This window comes from Paraburkholderia sp. SIMBA_054 (assembly GCF_046534875.1).
Classification (GTDB): domain Bacteria; phylum Pseudomonadota; class Gammaproteobacteria; order Burkholderiales; family Burkholderiaceae; genus Paraburkholderia; species Paraburkholderia hospita.
Genome location: NZ_JAWRXV010000026.1, coordinates 67,972 through 84,076 on the forward strand (window position 1 = coordinate 67,972; position 16,105 = coordinate 84,076).

General features: G+C 61.1%; 17 protein-coding genes and 1 pseudogene. 2 read left to right on the forward strand and 16 right to left on the reverse strand.

All coding sequences use genetic code 11. The features are described 5' to 3' along the window. Window positions 1–13 precede the first annotated feature (13 nt). The gene (locus SB822_RS28705) at window positions 14–652 is read right to left on the reverse strand and encodes a plasmid pRiA4b ORF-3 family protein (RefSeq protein WP_410856160.1); all 639 of its coding nucleotides are present in this window, start codon (window positions 650–652) and stop codon (window positions 14–16) included. Between the two features lie 217 nt (window positions 653–869). Here SB822_RS28705 and SB822_RS28710 point away from each other — a divergent pair, with 217 nt between their 5' ends. After that, a complete protein-coding gene (locus SB822_RS28710; RefSeq protein WP_410856214.1) occupies window positions 870–1,193 on the forward strand; it encodes a recombinase family protein in 324 nt (107 codons plus the stop codon). Continuing rightward, complete coding sequence (locus SB822_RS28715; RefSeq protein ID WP_410856161.1) at window positions 1,109–1,366, forward strand: recombinase family protein; 258 nt, start codon at window positions 1,109–1,111, stop codon at window positions 1,364–1,366. Before SB822_RS28710 ends, SB822_RS28715 begins: the two co-directional genes overlap by 85 nt. Here SB822_RS28715 and SB822_RS28720 read toward each other — a convergent pair. From SB822_RS28720 to SB822_RS28790, 15 genes and pseudogenes are all read right to left on the reverse strand, one after another. After that, window positions 1,288–1,935, reverse strand: a complete 648-nt coding sequence (locus tag SB822_RS28720) for an MCP four helix bundle domain-containing protein (RefSeq protein ID WP_410856162.1) — start codon at window positions 1,933–1,935, stop codon at window positions 1,288–1,290. The two genes, SB822_RS28715 and SB822_RS28720, sit on opposite strands and share 79 nt — an antisense overlap. A gap of 112 nt (window positions 1,936–2,047) precedes the next feature. Continuing rightward, window positions 2,048–2,359: a high-potential iron-sulfur protein gene (locus SB822_RS28725; RefSeq protein ID WP_042305810.1), complete on the reverse strand. Its 312-nt coding sequence runs from the start codon at window positions 2,357–2,359 to the stop codon at window positions 2,048–2,050. A 101-nt stretch (window positions 2,360–2,460) separates the two neighbouring features. Further along, a complete protein-coding gene (gene pntB / locus SB822_RS28730) occupies window positions 2,461–3,873 on the reverse strand; it encodes a Re/Si-specific NAD(P)(+) transhydrogenase subunit beta (RefSeq protein WP_042305811.1) in 1,413 nt (470 codons plus the stop codon). 13 nt (window positions 3,874–3,886) lie between these two features. After that, window positions 3,887–5,477 (reverse strand): annotated as a pseudogene (locus SB822_RS28735) (Re/Si-specific NAD(P)(+) transhydrogenase subunit alpha). Between the two features lie 90 nt (window positions 5,478–5,567). After that, a complete protein-coding gene (locus tag SB822_RS28740; protein WP_042305813.1) occupies window positions 5,568–5,864 on the reverse strand; it encodes an EthD family reductase in 297 nt (98 codons plus the stop codon). A gap of 36 nt (window positions 5,865–5,900) precedes the next feature. Continuing rightward, entirely contained in the window at window positions 5,901–6,635 is a 735-nt protein-coding gene (locus SB822_RS28745) for a hypothetical protein (RefSeq protein WP_042305814.1), read from the reverse strand. A gap of 15 nt (window positions 6,636–6,650) precedes the next feature. Further along, a complete protein-coding gene (locus SB822_RS28750; protein ID WP_410856163.1) occupies window positions 6,651–7,328 on the reverse strand; it encodes a hypothetical protein in 678 nt (225 codons plus the stop codon). A gap of 34 nt (window positions 7,329–7,362) precedes the next feature. Further along, window positions 7,363–8,019 carry a c-type cytochrome gene (locus SB822_RS28755; RefSeq protein WP_091787063.1) on the reverse strand — a complete coding sequence of 219 codons (657 nt, stop codon included), beginning with the start codon at window positions 8,017–8,019 and terminating at the stop codon, window positions 7,363–7,365. 10 nt (window positions 8,020–8,029) lie between these two features. Beyond that, window positions 8,030–9,517 carry a flavin monoamine oxidase family protein gene (locus SB822_RS28760; RefSeq protein ID WP_410856164.1) on the reverse strand — a complete coding sequence of 496 codons (1,488 nt, stop codon included), beginning with the start codon at window positions 9,515–9,517 and terminating at the stop codon, window positions 8,030–8,032. Between the two features lie 404 nt (window positions 9,518–9,921). After that, the gene (locus tag SB822_RS28765) at window positions 9,922–10,863 is read right to left on the reverse strand and encodes an electron transfer flavoprotein subunit alpha/FixB family protein (protein WP_091787069.1); all 942 of its coding nucleotides are present in this window, start codon (window positions 10,861–10,863) and stop codon (window positions 9,922–9,924) included. A gap of 14 nt (window positions 10,864–10,877) precedes the next feature. Further along, window positions 10,878–11,627 carry an electron transfer flavoprotein subunit beta/FixA family protein gene (locus SB822_RS28770; RefSeq protein ID WP_410856165.1) on the reverse strand — a complete coding sequence of 250 codons (750 nt, stop codon included), beginning with the start codon at window positions 11,625–11,627 and terminating at the stop codon, window positions 10,878–10,880. Continuing rightward, a complete protein-coding gene (locus SB822_RS28775; RefSeq protein WP_410856166.1) occupies window positions 11,624–12,052 on the reverse strand; it encodes a DUF4148 domain-containing protein in 429 nt (142 codons plus the stop codon). Before SB822_RS28775 ends, SB822_RS28770 begins: the two co-directional genes overlap by 4 nt. Window positions 12,053–12,187: 135 nt before the next feature. Further along, complete coding sequence (locus SB822_RS28780; protein ID WP_042305819.1) at window positions 12,188–13,477, reverse strand: acyl-CoA dehydrogenase family protein; 1,290 nt, start codon at window positions 13,475–13,477, stop codon at window positions 12,188–12,190. Between the two features lie 168 nt (window positions 13,478–13,645). Next, complete coding sequence (locus SB822_RS28785) at window positions 13,646–14,332, reverse strand: TetR/AcrR family transcriptional regulator (protein WP_042305820.1); 687 nt, start codon at window positions 14,330–14,332, stop codon at window positions 13,646–13,648. A gap of 255 nt (window positions 14,333–14,587) precedes the next feature. Beyond that, window positions 14,588–15,931 carry an NAD(P)/FAD-dependent oxidoreductase gene (locus tag SB822_RS28790; RefSeq protein WP_410856215.1) on the reverse strand — a complete coding sequence of 448 codons (1,344 nt, stop codon included), beginning with the start codon at window positions 15,929–15,931 and terminating at the stop codon, window positions 14,588–14,590. Window positions 15,932–16,105 lie beyond the last annotated feature (174 nt).

Sequence of the window (16,105 nt, forward strand, 5' to 3'; positions counted from 1 at the left end):
GGGCGGCTCCTGTCTATTGCCACATCCAGTCATCGTGGGTCGCGTACTGCTTGAGCCGGCGGTTGACCCCGCGCCGGTCAAACTCATCCAGCGTCAGCCATTCACGTAACGCTTCGATATCCTCGCTTCGATCCCGGACGGCCTCGATGTCGTTCGCATCCAGGTCGGCCTGAATGTCCTCGAGCAAATCTTCAACGTGTGATGGGACCGCGTCCCGTCGTGCCATGAAGGCCAGAGCACCGCCGCAGCCTTCCGGTGGCGCCCGTCGCTTGCCGCCAATGCAGCACGGATAGATGCGTTTTTCGTCCTGCGCCAGGCGCGCTTCAACGCGCACTTCGTGTTGCCAGCCGTCGCTGAAGTCGTACTCGTAGCGGAAGCGTTCGTTGATACGGAATTTGAAATCGCACAGTCGAACCTGGTCCGGATCAGTCGAGAAGCCCGTGCCGCCGTCGTGGTACACGCCATAGTCCTGGCCATGGATGTGAAACAGATTCAAATGCGCGTCGCTCCAGCCGAAGGCGATCTGCAGCGCGTAATGCAAGTCGGCGATCGTGCTGTCGCTGCGTACCAGTAATCGGCGCCAGATCATCGGACTGATCTGGCGAATCCATACGTGGAGCCGGTAAACCGTGGCGCTGGTTGCATTTGTCATAGTCACCTAAGCTTGGCAAACGACCGTCAGAATCACCTGATTTTGACGGTCGAGAACGATGCTCTGCAAGGCCCGCCAGCACTGGGGGCTGGGCACCGGAACCGGAGGGGGGTTGACCATGCGTGCGGCGGTCTATACCCGCGTGTCCACCCCGGACCAATCCACCACTGACCGGCAACGGCGGGAATTGCGCAATTAACTACGCGAAAGCCCGCGGCTGGAAGATCGTGCGAGAGATGCAGGAAACCGGGAAACCGCCAGCGGCGCGTCACAAAAGCGGCCGCTGCGCGAAGAGGTCATGAAACTGGCGCGCACCCACGCCGTCGATGTGATCCTGGTCCAGGCCCTGGACCGTTGGGGCCGCTGCGTGCAGGACCTGATCCTGACAATGGCGGAATTGGAAGCGCTTGGAGTGGCCTTCGTGGTACCTGGCCAGATTGACATGAGCACACCAAAGTGGGTCGGATGCAGGCGCAATTGCTCTCGGCGGTCGCGGAATTCGAAAGGGAGCTTATTCGGGAACGTGTCCGCTCGGGCCTAGCCAATGCGCGCGTCAAGGGCAAGCGCCTCGGCCGGCCCAACGCGACACCGCGCCTGGTGAACAAGGGCTTGTCCCTGATCAGGCAGGGAATCACCTACCAACAGGCAGCCGAGCAATCGGGGGGGAGCATTTCCACGCTACTGCGCGCCCGCAGGAAAGGCAAGGCCGCCTGACAGTCGAAAAGGCGGTCGGTGACGCCAGCCCCCGGAATGGCGCGCTCTCCCTGCATGGCGCTCAGTGCAACGTCGCGGCCGATTGCGTCAGACAATGCATCGCCAGTTTCCGTCAGCTCGTCAATCGAATAGGCCGCCATCTCCAGATTGCCGGACCGAAGCACCGCGACGATATCGTCCGATTGCGTCCGGAAGGCGGCCAATACCATCGCTACCCGGTCGGCCAATCGGCGCTCATCCGCCGTCGCGATCTTTGCGGGATAGTAGTCGTGCCAGGCCGCATCGAGCTTCCTTTGCTCTTTGCCGATATCGGCCACGAGTTCCTCGGCCTTTTCCTGTTCATGCAGCGCCTGGATGTAGCGCATCTGCAGACGGATCTTCAGCGCCGCCGCCTGCATCGAGGCGAGATCCTCGATCGGCACGGTACTCGCCGAGTACATACTGCCCATATCGGTGCTGAGCCTCGCCAGACCGCGAAGGCCCATCATGCCGATCGCCACCATCAGCGCGACGCAGACACCAAGCGTCAGCATGACCTTGAACCGGATCGTCGCCGCAAAAGCTCCCATACAGCCAGCATTCTTATATTTGGATTACGAAATATAACGTCTTATCGGCTGGCCGCTTGCTACCACCGGTCGCCCACTGATGCTTCAGATATCGTCGACACGCGCCATTGCTTCAGGCTTTCTTGCTATACGCGCTGCACCAGCCCTTGCCTGCGACCTGCTTTCCCCCGAACATCGGGCAAGGCGCGAACGCGTCGCCTGGCTTGCCCTGATAGAACGTGCAGTTGCCGCAAACCTGGCCAGCGGCATACTTCGCGTATTTCGCTTTGTCAACTTTGGTTGCATCGGATTTGTAGCCGAGTGCCTGCGCCGTAGCGTCGGTGTCGGACTCTTTCGGAGAATCGGCGAATGCAAGACGCGTGAGCGCCAGACTCGAAGCCACACCGGCGGTCGCGATCATAAATATACGGCGGGACTTTTTCATATAAGTAATCCTTTTTGTGGGATTGGCGTGCCGGTAAGGCAGAGTAATATAAATACGAATGGCTTATGAAGTAACCGTAGTTGTCGAGCGCGTCACCGTGTTCAGGCTTTCAGCGCCGCAAAGATCTCGCGCAACATCGCCTTCGCATCGCCGAACAACATGCGGTTGTTGTCCCTGTAGAAGAGCGGGTTTTCCACGCCAGCATATCCGGAGGCCATGCTGCGCTTCATCACGATCGACGTCTTCGCCTTCCAGACCTCCAGTACCGGCATACCGGCGATCGGGCTCGCCGGATCCTCCTGCGCCGCGGGGTTCACAATGTCGTTCGCGCCGATGACCATCGAAACGTCCGCCTCGGCGAAATCGGCGTTGATTTCGTCCATCTCCAGCACGATGTTGTAGGGCACCTTCGCTTCGGCCAACAGCACGTTCATATGGCCCGGCATGCGGCCGGCCACCGGGTGAATCGCGAAGCGCACGTCTACGCCCTTTTCGCGCAGCACACTGGTGAGTTCGTACACCGTGTGCTGGGCCTGCGCCACGGCCATGCCGTAGCCGGGCACGATGATCACGCTCTTCGCGTCGCGCAGCAGCTCGGCGGTTTCGGCGGAGTTCACCGCCACTACCTCACCGGCCGGCTGCGCGCCGCCGCCGACCGCTGCGTGCGCGCCGCTGGCGGTACCGAATCCGCCGGCGATCACGTTAATGAAGTTGCGGTTCATCGCGCGGCACATGATGTACGAGAGAATCGCGCCCGACGAGCCCACCAGCGCGCCGATCACGATCAGCAGGTCGTTGCCGAGCATGAAGCCGGTGGCCGCCGCCGCCCAGCCCGAGTAGCTGTTGAGCATCGACACCACCACGGGCATATCGGCACCACCGATGGCCATCACCATGTGCACGCCGAACAGCAGTGAGATCGCTGTCATCACGACGAGCGGCGTCATGCCATCCTGGATGCTGCCCGCATGAAGGAATGCCCGGCCGGACACGATCACCACCAACAGTGCTGCCAGGTTGAGCCAGTGCCGCGCCGGCAGCAACAGCGGCTTGCCGCCGACCTTGCCCGAGAGCTTACCGAACGCGATGATCGAGCCCGCGAATGTCACCGCACCGATCAGAATGCCGATGTAAATTTCGACTTCGTGGAGGGCCTTCTCGGACCCGGTGAAGTGGACCGAGGTGTCGACGTAGCTTGCAAAGCCCACGAAGCAGGCCGCCATTCCGACCAGGCTGTGCATCAGCGCCACGAGCTCAGGCATCTGCGTCATCTGTACCTTTCTCGCAGCGACAATCCCGACAGCGCCGCCAACGACCAGCGCGCCGACGATATACGGAATGCCCCCAAATGAAACGCGCGGCCCGAGTACGGTCGCCAGCACGGCAACAGTCATACCGACCATGCCGAGCAGATTGCCGCGGCGCGCGGTCTCAGGATTAGCGAGGCCGCCAAGGCTAAGGATGAAGAGCATCGCCGCGCCGATATAGGAGACGGTAGTCAGGTTGGAAGTCATTGTTGTCATCCCCTTATTTGCGGAACATCGCCAGCATGCGCCGCGTCACTGCGAAGCCGCCGAACATGTTGACGGCCGTGAGTGCCAACGCGCCCACGGCGAGGCCCAGGATCAGCCCCGATGGCCGGTCACCCGCCGCGGAGCCGCCCAGCGGCGGCGCGACCTGCACCAGCGCACCGATGACGATGATTGACGAGATCGCGTTGGTCACGCTCATCAGCGGCGTGTGCAGCGACGGTGTGACGTTCCAGATCACCATATAGCCCACGAAGCAGGCCAGCACGAACACCGTGAAGTGCGAGAGGAACGTGGCCGGCGCGTACAGCCCCACCATCAGGAAGGCCAGCGCCCCGATGCCGAAGGCGAAGGCCAGCGACTTCGCCGACATCGGCTCGCTGCTGCCGTGGCCCTTCTTCGGAGCGACTGCCGCCGCAGCAGCGGCGGGCTGGGGTGCGGGTGCTACGGCCGGCTGCCTGAGCGGCGGCGGCGGCCAGGTAATGCTGCCTTCCTTGATGACCGTGAGACCGCGGATGGCGTCGTCATCGAAATCGACGTTGATCGTGCCGTCCTTGGTCTTGCACAGTTCCTCGACCACGCGCAGCAGGTTGTTGCCATACAACATGGACGACTGCCGCGCCAGACGCGAAGCAAGTTCGATGTAGCCGACGATGGTCACGCCGTCGCGCACCACCGCTTCTCCGGGCACGGTCAACTCGCAGTTGCCGCCTTGCTCGGCCGCCATATCCACGATGACGCTGCCAGGCTTCATCGACCGCACCATTTCGGCCGTGATGAGCTTCGGAGCCGGCTTGCCGGGAATCAGCGCCGTGGTGATGATGATGTCCGCGTCTCTCGCCTCCTGCGCGTACATCGCCCGCTGCGCCTGCTGGAAGCCCTCGCTCATGACCCTGGCGTAGCCGCCGCCGCCCGAGCCTTCCTCGTCGTAGTCCACCTTGACGAATTCGCTCCCCAGGGACTTGACCTGGTCGGCCACCTCGGCGCGCGTGTCGTTGGCGCGCACGCTCGCGCCGAGACTAGCCGCGGTGCCGATCGCGGCCAGGCCCGCTACGCCCGCGCCGGCGATGAAGACCTTCGCAGGCGGGACCTTGCCGGCGGCGGTGACCTGACCGTTCAGGAAGCGGCCGAACGCATGCGCGGCCTCGATCACCGCGCTAGCCGCTGATGCCGGCCATCGAGGTGAGCGCGTCCATCTTCTGCGCGCGAGAGAGCGTGCGCGGCAGCGCGTCGATGGCCAGTACCGTGGCCCGTTTCGCGGCCAGTTGCTGCATCAGCTCGGGGTTCTGGGCAGGCCAAACAAAGCCAATCAGCATGCCGCCCTCGCGCATCGACGCGACTTCGTCGCTGCTCGGAGCGCGAACCTTGAGGACGATGTCGCTGCAAGCCCAGAGTTCGGAAGCCGATGCCATGACCTCGGCACCGGCCGCACGGTAGGCGTCATCGTCAAAGTTCGCCGCGGCGCCTGCGCTGCTTTGCACGGCCACCATGAATCCGAGCTTGATCAGTTTCTCGACCACCTCGGGTACGGTCGCTACGCGCCGCTCGCCGGTGGCAAGTTCCAGAGGAATGCCAATCAGTAATGTCATAGGGCAAGTTGATTCGTCACACTGGTATCGGTTGTCGCAAGGATTGCAGGCCTGACGGCAATGGCGAAGTCACGCCAGCCGCGCAATCAGTCAGTCGTCCGCGCAGAACATCGTCGGTGTGATATTGGTGAAGTTCTTCACGTCGCCAATGACCTCAGCAGTTTTCGCCGACGAAAGGGCCATATTGATCCCGACCTGATCGCTGAAACGCAGTATCGCTATGCATGCGAAGGGTTGCGGATCTGGTGATGGGAACAGGACTTCGGCTGATTGCAGACCAAACTCACTCCACGCTGAGCGGACAAGTGGAGCGTGAGTCGAAAGGTAGTACTCGCGGTCAAACATCCCGCCTTCTGTGCTTGGGTAACTCACGATAAGGGTAGTCATATTCAGTCCCGTGTTGAGATGCGTTTGAGAGTTGCGTTACGTGGATGCGCCGGCGCCTTGCAATGGTGCCGGCAACGCTCGCGCGCGCCGCAGCATCTGCCATCCGAACAACAACATCCATAGCGGCAGAACCAGCACGACGACCATCTCGCTGGCATTCGAAAACGCGTCGAGATCCGGAAACAAGCCGAACAGGAAGAAGACCCCGAAAGCCCATCCGACGATCTTCAGCAGAATCGATCCCTTCCAGCCCTCCTTCTTGAGCACGTTGGCGGCAATCGGCGTCCAGAAGAGCACGAGCGGGCCCTCAATCCACCAGAGGCCGTTTTGCGTCCCGTTGGCTATCGCAGTCCATACTGCCGCCGCGGCGTTTCTCGTGGCATCGTCGCCGCCCGCGTAGAGATGGGCCAGCGGATGAAGGATCGCAAACTGCACGACAGCGCCGGTCATGCCAACCATGACGTACAACACGACGGCCATCGCCACCATGTTGCCGAGCGCACCCAGCTCTTCGCGAAATACGTGCACAAAGTATCCGCCAATGACGAGGAAGGGCAGATAGAACCCGAACGTGTCTGCAACCATGCACCAGCGAAACACGTCGCGGGTATCGGGCGACAACGCGAGCATCGATGCACCGTGCAGCACCATATCCGCATCCTGGCCCGTTACCACAAATGACAAGCCCACATTTGCGTACGCCAGAACGCCGCCGATGATGGCGCTCCAGGCCGTGAAGCGCATGACCCTATGCGAGGTTTGATTCATCATTGATCTCCAGGAAGGTCAGGTTCGGTAAGGCGTGGGCGAGTTCAGCACGACTCTGCCATTTTTTACGCGCTCCAGAGCGCAATAGCCGTAATAGATCGCCGGCATGAAGTAGGCCCATGAGCACAAGGCAAGCGTGTAGAAGTTGAAAAAAACGTTTGTCTCTTCGCCCGGTATTTTGTAAAAATCGTAAATGACCGCAATGCCCAGTGACGTTACCAGAGCCACCCCCACGGCCAGCGCACGGAGCATCTCGCCAATTTCCAGAAGTCTTTTGATGAAGTACACGAGATAGATCGACAGCAGAATCCACATCGTCAGATAGAAGTAAGGCAAAACCCCAGCGATGAATTCCGCTCCCACGAGAGCGAACGTAAGCGCAAACGCGACGACGAATACCGCGACGTCCTGGCGAATCGACGGCTTGTAGCCGTGCGTAATCGCCATCAGACCCGCGACGGCGATGATGGGTATGCCAAATCCTCGAGAAAATGCATCGAAGAAGTGCGCTACTTCATAGGAAACGGCATTTCCGGTAGCAAAAAATCCGATGGCGTTCGTCGCCGATGCGCCGACGATCCACATCTCCAGGCCGAGAAGATAATTTCGTTTCCTGACGACCTTCCAGCCGTAGAAAAATGAGCTTAATGCCAGCAAGGTACTGGAAAGCATAAGAACTACAGATCTGAGGTCCATGACTAAACTCCCAACTCCGGTTGCATCTGATTGATCAATTTCTCTTCGGGTCAAGGTTTGCCAGATAGGTGGCAATAGCCTTGCGGTCTTCGGGCGAAAAACCGGTCGCAAGGTTTTTCATGACGCCGGTGGGTTCGCTGCGAGTGCCGGATGCGAACTCGTCGAACTGCGCGAGCAGATAGTCGTATCCCTGCCCCGCCAAACGCGGAAACTGGTCGTGGCCCATCAATTGGGCACCGTGACAGGCGACACAGTTGCTCGCTGCCACCAGACGCTGTCCCTTCTCGCGCAATTGCCCATCCGGCTTGAAGTAGTGATTCGCGACCGGGGTCACACTGGCAAAATATTCAGCCAGCGATTTGATCTGCGGATCGCTCATCGTCATCGCGAGGGGCCTCATGTTCGGATTACGGCGCGCCTCACTCGCGAAATTGTGGAGCTGGGTCTCCAGATAGGGTGCCGGCTGCCCGGCGAGACTCGGATACCCCTGATGGAGTGAATTGCCCTTGACGCCGTGGCAGCCCATGCAGACGTCGGTCACGTGCGGCCAGGGGCCGCCGTCAGCAAGGTAAGCCGTGGTCGATGCCGTGAGATACTGCTGAAGCCGATAAAGACCCAGCAGATCGGAACCGAAAATGGCCAGCAGCAGGGCAATAACCAGAGGAATGCCAATCAATAGTGTTTTCTTCATCGTAACCCTCCTACGCCCGGTGCAGCGCATTGAGCGCCTGAAGCGCGCCCTGATGGCCGGAGCGCACGGCGCCATCCATGTACCCGGCCCAGATATTCGCAGTCTCCGTCCCCGACCAGATCAGCTTGCCGCACGAGGGGCGCAGCGCCTCGCCGTGAGCGCTCCAGAAGCCGGGCGGAATGGCGGAAACGCAGGTCAAGGTCCAGCGATCGACCCGTCCCCAGTCCTGATCGTGATAAGAGATGGGAGACAGCGCTTCATCGCCCCATGCCTGCGCATAGAATTGCTTATGCATGGCCATTGCCGCGTCCCGCTCAGACGGGACCATTGCATTCTCGATGAATGCGTTGATAACCCCGATCTCCCCAGCGGGCGGAGAATTGTCGTAGGCCCAGAGAATGGGACCATTGACCTGGAAGATGCTCCCGTTCATGCCCTTGTCGCGCCAGAACGGACGGCGATAGACCATGGCCGTCTTCCGTGCCGGGGAATTCGCGGGCCAGGCGCGCTGCAGGGCCGCACGCTTTTCCGGCAGTGGCGGATCGAACTGCACCTGATGACACAATGCCGGATGGATGGCCATGATGACGGTCCGTGCCCGCACTTCTTCATGGTCGGTATGCAGGGTGACGACGTCGCCGTCCCATCCGGAAATCTGGCGGACTGGAGAAGACAGGCGGACCTTATCGCCCAGTTGCTGGGCCATCTTGATGCTGAGGATTTGCGAGCCGCCGATGAAGCGGGTTTCCTGGGCGCTGTGCTTGATGCTGTCGAGTTGCGAATAATCGCAATCCGCCGAATTGACCATCGAAAGGAAGTGCAGCAACCCCATCTTCGCCGGCGCCGCGCCGCCCGAAAGCGTGATGCTGCCATTCCATGCGACCTGATCTTCAGGCTTGATATTCTGCTTTTCCAGCCAGTCACCGACCGAGAGCTTGTCCAGTTCAGCGACCTTCGGGGACGTCCACGGTGCGCCACAAGGCACGTCGCGCGAGAGTCTGCTGAGTTTGGCGCCAATCGCCTCGTCAGTGCCGAACGTGCCCTTCAGATCGACTGCCACGCGGCCGTTGCCGCCCAGAATGACCGTACTCCCGTCGTAGTAGGTCGGGAAAGTCCCGACGCCCAGCTCGCGCGCGAGATCCGCAACGGCGGTCTGGCCGGGCCCGATCCATTGCCCGCCGACTTCCGAAACGTACCCGCCGGGGATGTTGTAGTTGAACGTTCGCCCACCCACGCGGTCCCGGGCCTCAAGCACCAGAAAGGACTCGCAGCCCGCGTGGCGCAGGTCGCGCGCGGCGGTCAGTCCGGCCAGCCCCGCTCCTACGATAGCGACGTCGAGAATGCCGTCCGCGCCTGGCGCGGCCTTGGTGACTGCGGCATACGCCTGTTGGGTGCTCATGGCGAGCGTACCCACGGCAGCTGCCGAGGCACCGGCATATTTGAGCCATTGCCTGCGCTGCAGGTTTGCAGCGCCGTCTGGGGAAGATTTTTTTGCCATAGTGCCTCTGTCTACTTGATGAAGGCTCCCGCTCTGAGCGGGTCACCGAAACCGCTGCGCTCAGGCGCCAGTCTCCATATCCGGTCGATACACCGTGCTGTGCAACTTCTTTGAAATCCCTTAAGAATCGTTCGCGCGTCTGGCCCGAGACCCGTGCGATCCGATGTTTCAGCGACCTCGTATTAGTTCATATAGACAAAGATAGGTCAACATACCAATATAGTGATCGAAAAAAATGCAGGGTATTCCCCTGTATCTCAAAAGATGCCGCGACATTCCACTTTCCGACGCCTGGCTGAGCGCCAAAGCGCCACGCCATGTAGGGATTCTGACGATCCGCCCAAGTGAGCAGGATTAGCCCGGCATCCGCCCGGACATCACAGGCGCAACTCCAGGTTATGCGTTCAGATTGACGACGCCAGTTCCGGCACGACAGTAAACAGGTCGCCCACGAGGCCGTAGTCGGCCACGCTGAAGATCGGTGCATCTTCGTCCTTGTTGATCGCGACGATGACCTTCGAGTCCTTCATGCCGGCCAGATGCTGGATCGCGCCCGAGATGCCGACTGCCACATACAGTTGCGGCGCGACGATCTTGCCGGTCTGACCGACCTGGTAGTCGTTCGGCACGTAGCCAGCGTCGACTGCTGCGCGCGAGGCGCCGAGCGCGGCATTGAGCTTGTCGGCGAGCGGCTCCAGAACCTTCGTGTAGTTCTCGCCGCTGCCCAGACCCCGGCCACCCGAGACGATGATCTTCGCGCTCGTGAGTTCCGGACGGTCGAGCTTCGTCACTTCACGGCCGACGAACTGCGTGAGGCCGCTGTCTGCTGCCGCTTCGAGCTTCTCGACCGCTGCGCTGGCGCCTTCGGCTGCTACGGCGTCGAAAGCGGTCGTGCGGACTGTGATGACCTTGACCGGATCGGACGACTGAACCGTTGCGATCACATTGCCGGCGTAGATCGGACGCTCGAACGTATCGGGCGCATCCACGGCGGTAATGTCGCTGATCTGTGCAACGTCGAGCTTCGCGGCAATGCGCGGCGTGACGTTTCTGCCCGCTGCCGTTGCCGCAGCCAGGATGTGCGAATAGTTCTTCGCGATGCTCAGCACCGTCGCTTCAACGTTCTCTGCAAGACCCTGTTCGAGTTGCGGCGCGTCGGCGAGCAGCACCTTCGCAACGCCGGCGATCTTTGCTGCTGCGTCCGCTGCGGCCTGGGCGTTGTGGCCCGCGACCAGCACGTGAACGTCGCCGCCAATTTTCTGTGCTGCAGCGACCGTGTTTAGCGTCGCGGCCTTGATCGAGTGATTGTCGTGTTCAGCAATTACCAGATTTACCGGATTTGTCATTTTCGTCTCGCTCCTTACAGCACCCTGGCTTTCGTCTTCAGCTTCTCGACCAGCGTCTTCACGTCCGGCACCTTCACGCCTGCCGAACGCTTGGGCGGCTCGGCGACCTTCAGCGTCTTCAGACGCGACGTGACGTCAACGCCCAGGTCTTCCGGCTTCACGGTTTCGAGCGGCTTCTTCTTCGCCTTCATGATGTTCGGCAGCGTGACGTAGCGCGGCTCGTTCAGGCGCAAGTCCGTCGTGACCACGGCAGGCAGCGTCAGCGACAGCGTTTCCGCGCCGCCGTCCACTTCACGCGACACGGTAGCCTTGCCGTCCGCGACCACAACCTTCGAGGCAAACGTCGCTTGCGGCAGGTTCGCCAGCGCGGCGAGCATCTGGCCTGTCTGGTTCGAATCGTCGTCGATGGCCTGCTTGCCGAGGATCACGAGCTGCGGCTGTTCCTTGTCGACCAGCGCCTTCAGGAGCTTCGCGACAGCCAAAGGCTGTAACTCAACTGCGGACTCCACGAGCACCGCGCGATCTGCGCCGATCGCGAGCGCAGTACGCAACGTTTCCTGCGCCTGCGGAACGCCACACGAAACTGCGATCACCTCAGTGACCACGCCTGCCTCCTTCAACCGCACCGCTTCCTCCACGGCGATCTCGTCGAACGGATTTATCGACATCTTCACGTTGGCGATATCGACGCCCGCTCCATCGGATTTCACGCTGACCTTGACGTTGGCATCCACGACCCGCTTTACAGCGACCAACAATTTCATTGCTGCTCCTCGTTCGATCCATTTGTGCTATTTGCGCTCGTCGGCGGAATGATCGCTTTCGCCTTCCCCACTTGTTCCACGCGGATAAAGTTTTCCCGATTGCGCGCGCTCGTTGCCGCACTGGGCGGATAATCAACCCAGCGTGGCGGAAGCATGCCCTCCTCCCCGGCCTGCACGAGTTCGGCCCGGACTTGTGCCCGGGTCTTACCCAGCGCCGGGCTGACTTCCGTGCCCGGGCGCCCGTCTGCACGAGCCGCATCGGTCTGCGCACTCGACTCGTCGGGCACTCCACTTGAAACGGACACGAATTGCGGAGTCGATTGTTCCTGCGGGCGAATGCCGCCGCCGCCCGTGTGAGCAGAAACGGCGATGGACGTCAGCACAACCGCGAGTGCCGAAAGGTTCGATATCGCAGCAGCTTTCATGTCGCACTCCTGATAGACAAATGGATTCGAACCCAGATTAGCGGCACTGCACGCACAGTAGCTGCTATTCGACTGCTTCCTTCGGGTACCATGGAGCCCCAACGCCAGGCCAATATATCGGCGTCGACGGGCTGGTTACTCTTTCGTCCACCCGTTCTGATAGAGCTTCCCTGCCAGCACGCCCAAACGCAACGTGAGGTGATAGTTCTCGCCGTCTTCGATCAGTGCGGAGCGCACATCACGGAACAGCTTCTCGATCGGGAATTCGCGGGTGGTACCGTTGCCGCCGAAGAGCTGGAACGCCTCGTGCGTGATCTTCATCGCTTCTTCAGTTACGCTGACCTTGGCCTGTGCCGTAGCGTATGGATGGCTCTTTGGAGACAGACGTGAGAATGCGAGGCTGCGTCGCGCAATCGCACGCGCCATCTCCAGCCGCCGCAACATATCGCCCACGCGCAGTTGCGTCATCTGGTGATCGATCAACAGCGCCCCGCCTTGCTTGCGCTCGTGGCAATAACCCAGCGCGAGTTCGAACGCAGCGCGGGCTACGCCCACGAACACCTGGCACATGTGTGTGCCCGCGAACGACCAGGTCGATGCCAGATTGCCGAGATAATCGTCCTCTAGCGCAATGGCAAAACGCTTGGGCACCTTCACGTTGTCGAAGTAGATCTCGCCCTGTGGAAGCGAGCGCTGGCCAATCTTGTCGAGCGGCTTGCCGCGCGAGACACCCGGCAGATCGAGCGGAACGATCATCCCGATGCCGTTCGCAAACGAACTTCGTTCCCCGGTGCCATAAAAGCCATCGCCATAGTCCGCCGCCATGTACGCGAGCGCCACCTGCGCGACCGAGCCGTTCGAGATCCACGCCGAACTCTGCCCGTTGATGACGATTTCGTCTGTGCCCACCTTCGCCGTGAGATTACCCACCGGCTGTTTGCCGCCCGCGCTGATCTCATCGCGGTAGAGAATCGCGGCATCGGTGCCGCGGTCGGGCTGCGTATTCATCCAGCAACCAATTTTGCCGGTGCACATGTCGATCAGTTCCTGATTACCGATCGACTGTGCCATCATCAACGGAGCGGGCGCCACGCCGATCGAAACGGCAAGCCCCGCATCACCCCAGCCGAGCTCTTCGCCGATCAGCGATTCGATGCGCACCGCCATGTCTGGCGGAAGTTGCGCAAGCAGTTGCGGATCGAGGCCCAGCTTTGCACTCTCCATCATGGCGCCCCAGTACGGCGAGCCAGGCGCGATCACTTCCTCCGGCGTCATGCGGTCCAGTTCGCGACCGACGGGCTTCAGCACGTCGCGTGCGAAACGGTGAACCGTCTCCTGGATCGCACGTTCCTCCTCCCCCATCGGCGTTTCGAAACCAGTCAAGCCTGCCAGAGGCAACCCCACGGACTTGTGCAGTCGAATCATTTCAGTACTCCTATCCTGGACATATGTCGACCGGACTGCCCAGCAACCCAGCCGCCTCATTAATAGATCACACTACCAAACATAGGTAACAATACAAAACATGAGGTGAAAAAAAAAGACAGGGTATTCCCCCTTTCCTTTTTCTTCGTCGGCACAGTGCCGTGGCTGCTAGGCCGTTTCGGCGTCCACCGTCTTCCCCCATACCAGGTTACGCGCGGTCTCAAGGAACATCGTCTCAAACCCTCGCATGTACGCGCGCTTGCTGCGCGCGGTGCCCAGATGAATGGTCATGCCGTCCACCATCGAAATGAGCAGCACAGCGATATGTGTACTCTCGGCCGCCCCACGCTCCGGATTCGCAGCGCGAATGAGCTTGGTAAGTTCGTTCGTCAAGGTTTCGTACCATTCATCCCGCATCTGCGCGCACTCCGGATCGGTAGACGCAAAAGAAAAGAAATGCCACCACAACGGGATATTCTTCGAGTCTTTCGCGTCCTGCACCGACTGGTCGAGAATGGCTTCGATCGTCGCACGCGGCGAGGCGTTGTTCTGGAGCGCCTGTTTCAGAACATCGAGATACGTGTTGATCACCGGCGCCATCACCGCCCGCACGACGTCAGGCCGCGTCGGGAAGTAGTATTGGAGGTTGCTGACACTGATTCCCGCTTTCAGCGCGACGGCACGCAGCGAGAAGTCCATGGGACCATTCTCGAGCAGGAGCTTCCTCGCCACACGAATAATGGCATTGCGTGTACGTACGCCCTGGGCCCGCAGGCCGTCGGGAGCGGTTCCCGTGGAAGGTGCTGCGCTCGACGTGCGCCGCTTACGGGTGCTTGGCTCTTTTGGCACTGTCATCGCTTTCCGCCTTGAGTGAGGTAGACGCCTCGCCGGGTAGAGGCAATGCGGTCACACGAACCGCTTCCTAGGTAAACATGACTATACCTTACACCAGGCTGAAACTCCATCCGCATGGCCGGGCCTGCTGCAGCGTTCGCACCCGCTCTTCATCACCTACAACCGCAGTAGCCGATCACCGAGCCGCTCGCACAATGCCCCGATTTTGCATGGTCGAGGCACGTTCGCCGGAGCCGTCCCATACCTTGATGCGCGTTACGCTCGCAGCGCTTGCGCGGCGCGCGCCTTGCTGTTCACGCGGTCGTCGAGCGCGTTCACCACGCCTAACGCCGCATTTACGACGCACCATCGCAGCGGTTCGGGCAGCGTAGATGGCGTCTTGTGATCGAGCGCCGAAAGGAGCGGATTTTCGATGCCACGAATCCGCCCGGCAATCATGTTGCCCACCATGGACTGCGCGGCCACGCCATGTCCGGAGCACCCGGCACTGTAGAAGATGTTCCGATGCGCCCCCGTGGCTCCAACAACCGGCAGCGCGTCATTGGCCAGGCTGATATAGCCACTCCAGCATGCCCGCAGCGCGATGCCCTTGAGGGACGGGAAGCGGTCATGCAGGGCCGCGCGCAGCTCGCGATACGACTCATAGTCGGGCACGTTCGGCGTCTTGGAGCCGTATGGGTAATGGATACGCTTCGTCGTCACCACGAGCGTGTTATTGACGGTCAGGCGATGGCTCTCCATGGTCCAGTGTGCCGTCACGATGCCTTCGCGTCGCGGCCAACCCAACGCCTTGCGCTGGGTGTCGGAGAGCGGTTCGGTCTCGATCGCCGAGACACGTAGCGGTACAACCTTGTCCGCGAGCAGGCCGAGCTGCGGCGTATAGGCGTTGGTGGCCAGCATCAGCGCCGGCGCGCTCGCGCTGCCGCGCGGTGTTTGCACCTTGATGACCGGCCCCTCGGTGTAAGACAGCAGCGGCGTGTTCTCGTAGATCTTCACGCCTGCTCGCAACGCCGCGCGCCTGAGCCCCATCACGTATTTGCCGGGGTGGAGCGTGCCGCCGCGCGGCACGTAATTGCCGAATAAAAACGCCGGCGGAATGCCACGCGCACGCATCTCGGCGTGGTCGAGAAACTCCGACTGAAAGCCCAACCCGGCGCCGGTTCGCATGTCCTCGCGCACCTTCTCCTCCTGTGCGGGATCAATGCCCGCACGGATAATGCCAGTCTGGTTGTAGTCGCAGTCGATCTCGTACTCTCTGAGCTTCCCCTCTACGAAGGGAACGGCGTCCTCGTAGTAGCGGACGATCTCCTTCCCTTTCTCGTTACCTACGCTCTTGAGAAAAAGATCGTATTCGAGCGCGAGCGCGCCAGCCAGATAGCCCGCGTTGCGTCCACTTGCACCAAAGCCGGCAAATTCGCGCTCGAGCACGACCACTTTCGCTCCGTGCCTGACCAGTTCCAGTGCAGCCGAAAGCCCCGCAAAACCGGCGCCGACGATGACCACATCTGCACTCACGTCGCCCGCGAGTTCAGGCTGCATGTCGCCTGGTCTTTCTACCCAACCGCCGAGCGCACGGTACTTCTCCAGGTCAGCAGTCATTTTGGCCTCCTCCACAGGGCCGGGCGATTCGACGCGCGAGCATTGCGTAGCCGCCACCGCCGGCACCACCACGGCCGCTGCCGCCGCACCCTTGATGAAGGTGCGGCGGCTCACTCCGGAACGCGAGCCGTCCTGTTGTCCTGCTTGTGCTTCCGTTGTCTCGCTCATGCATGC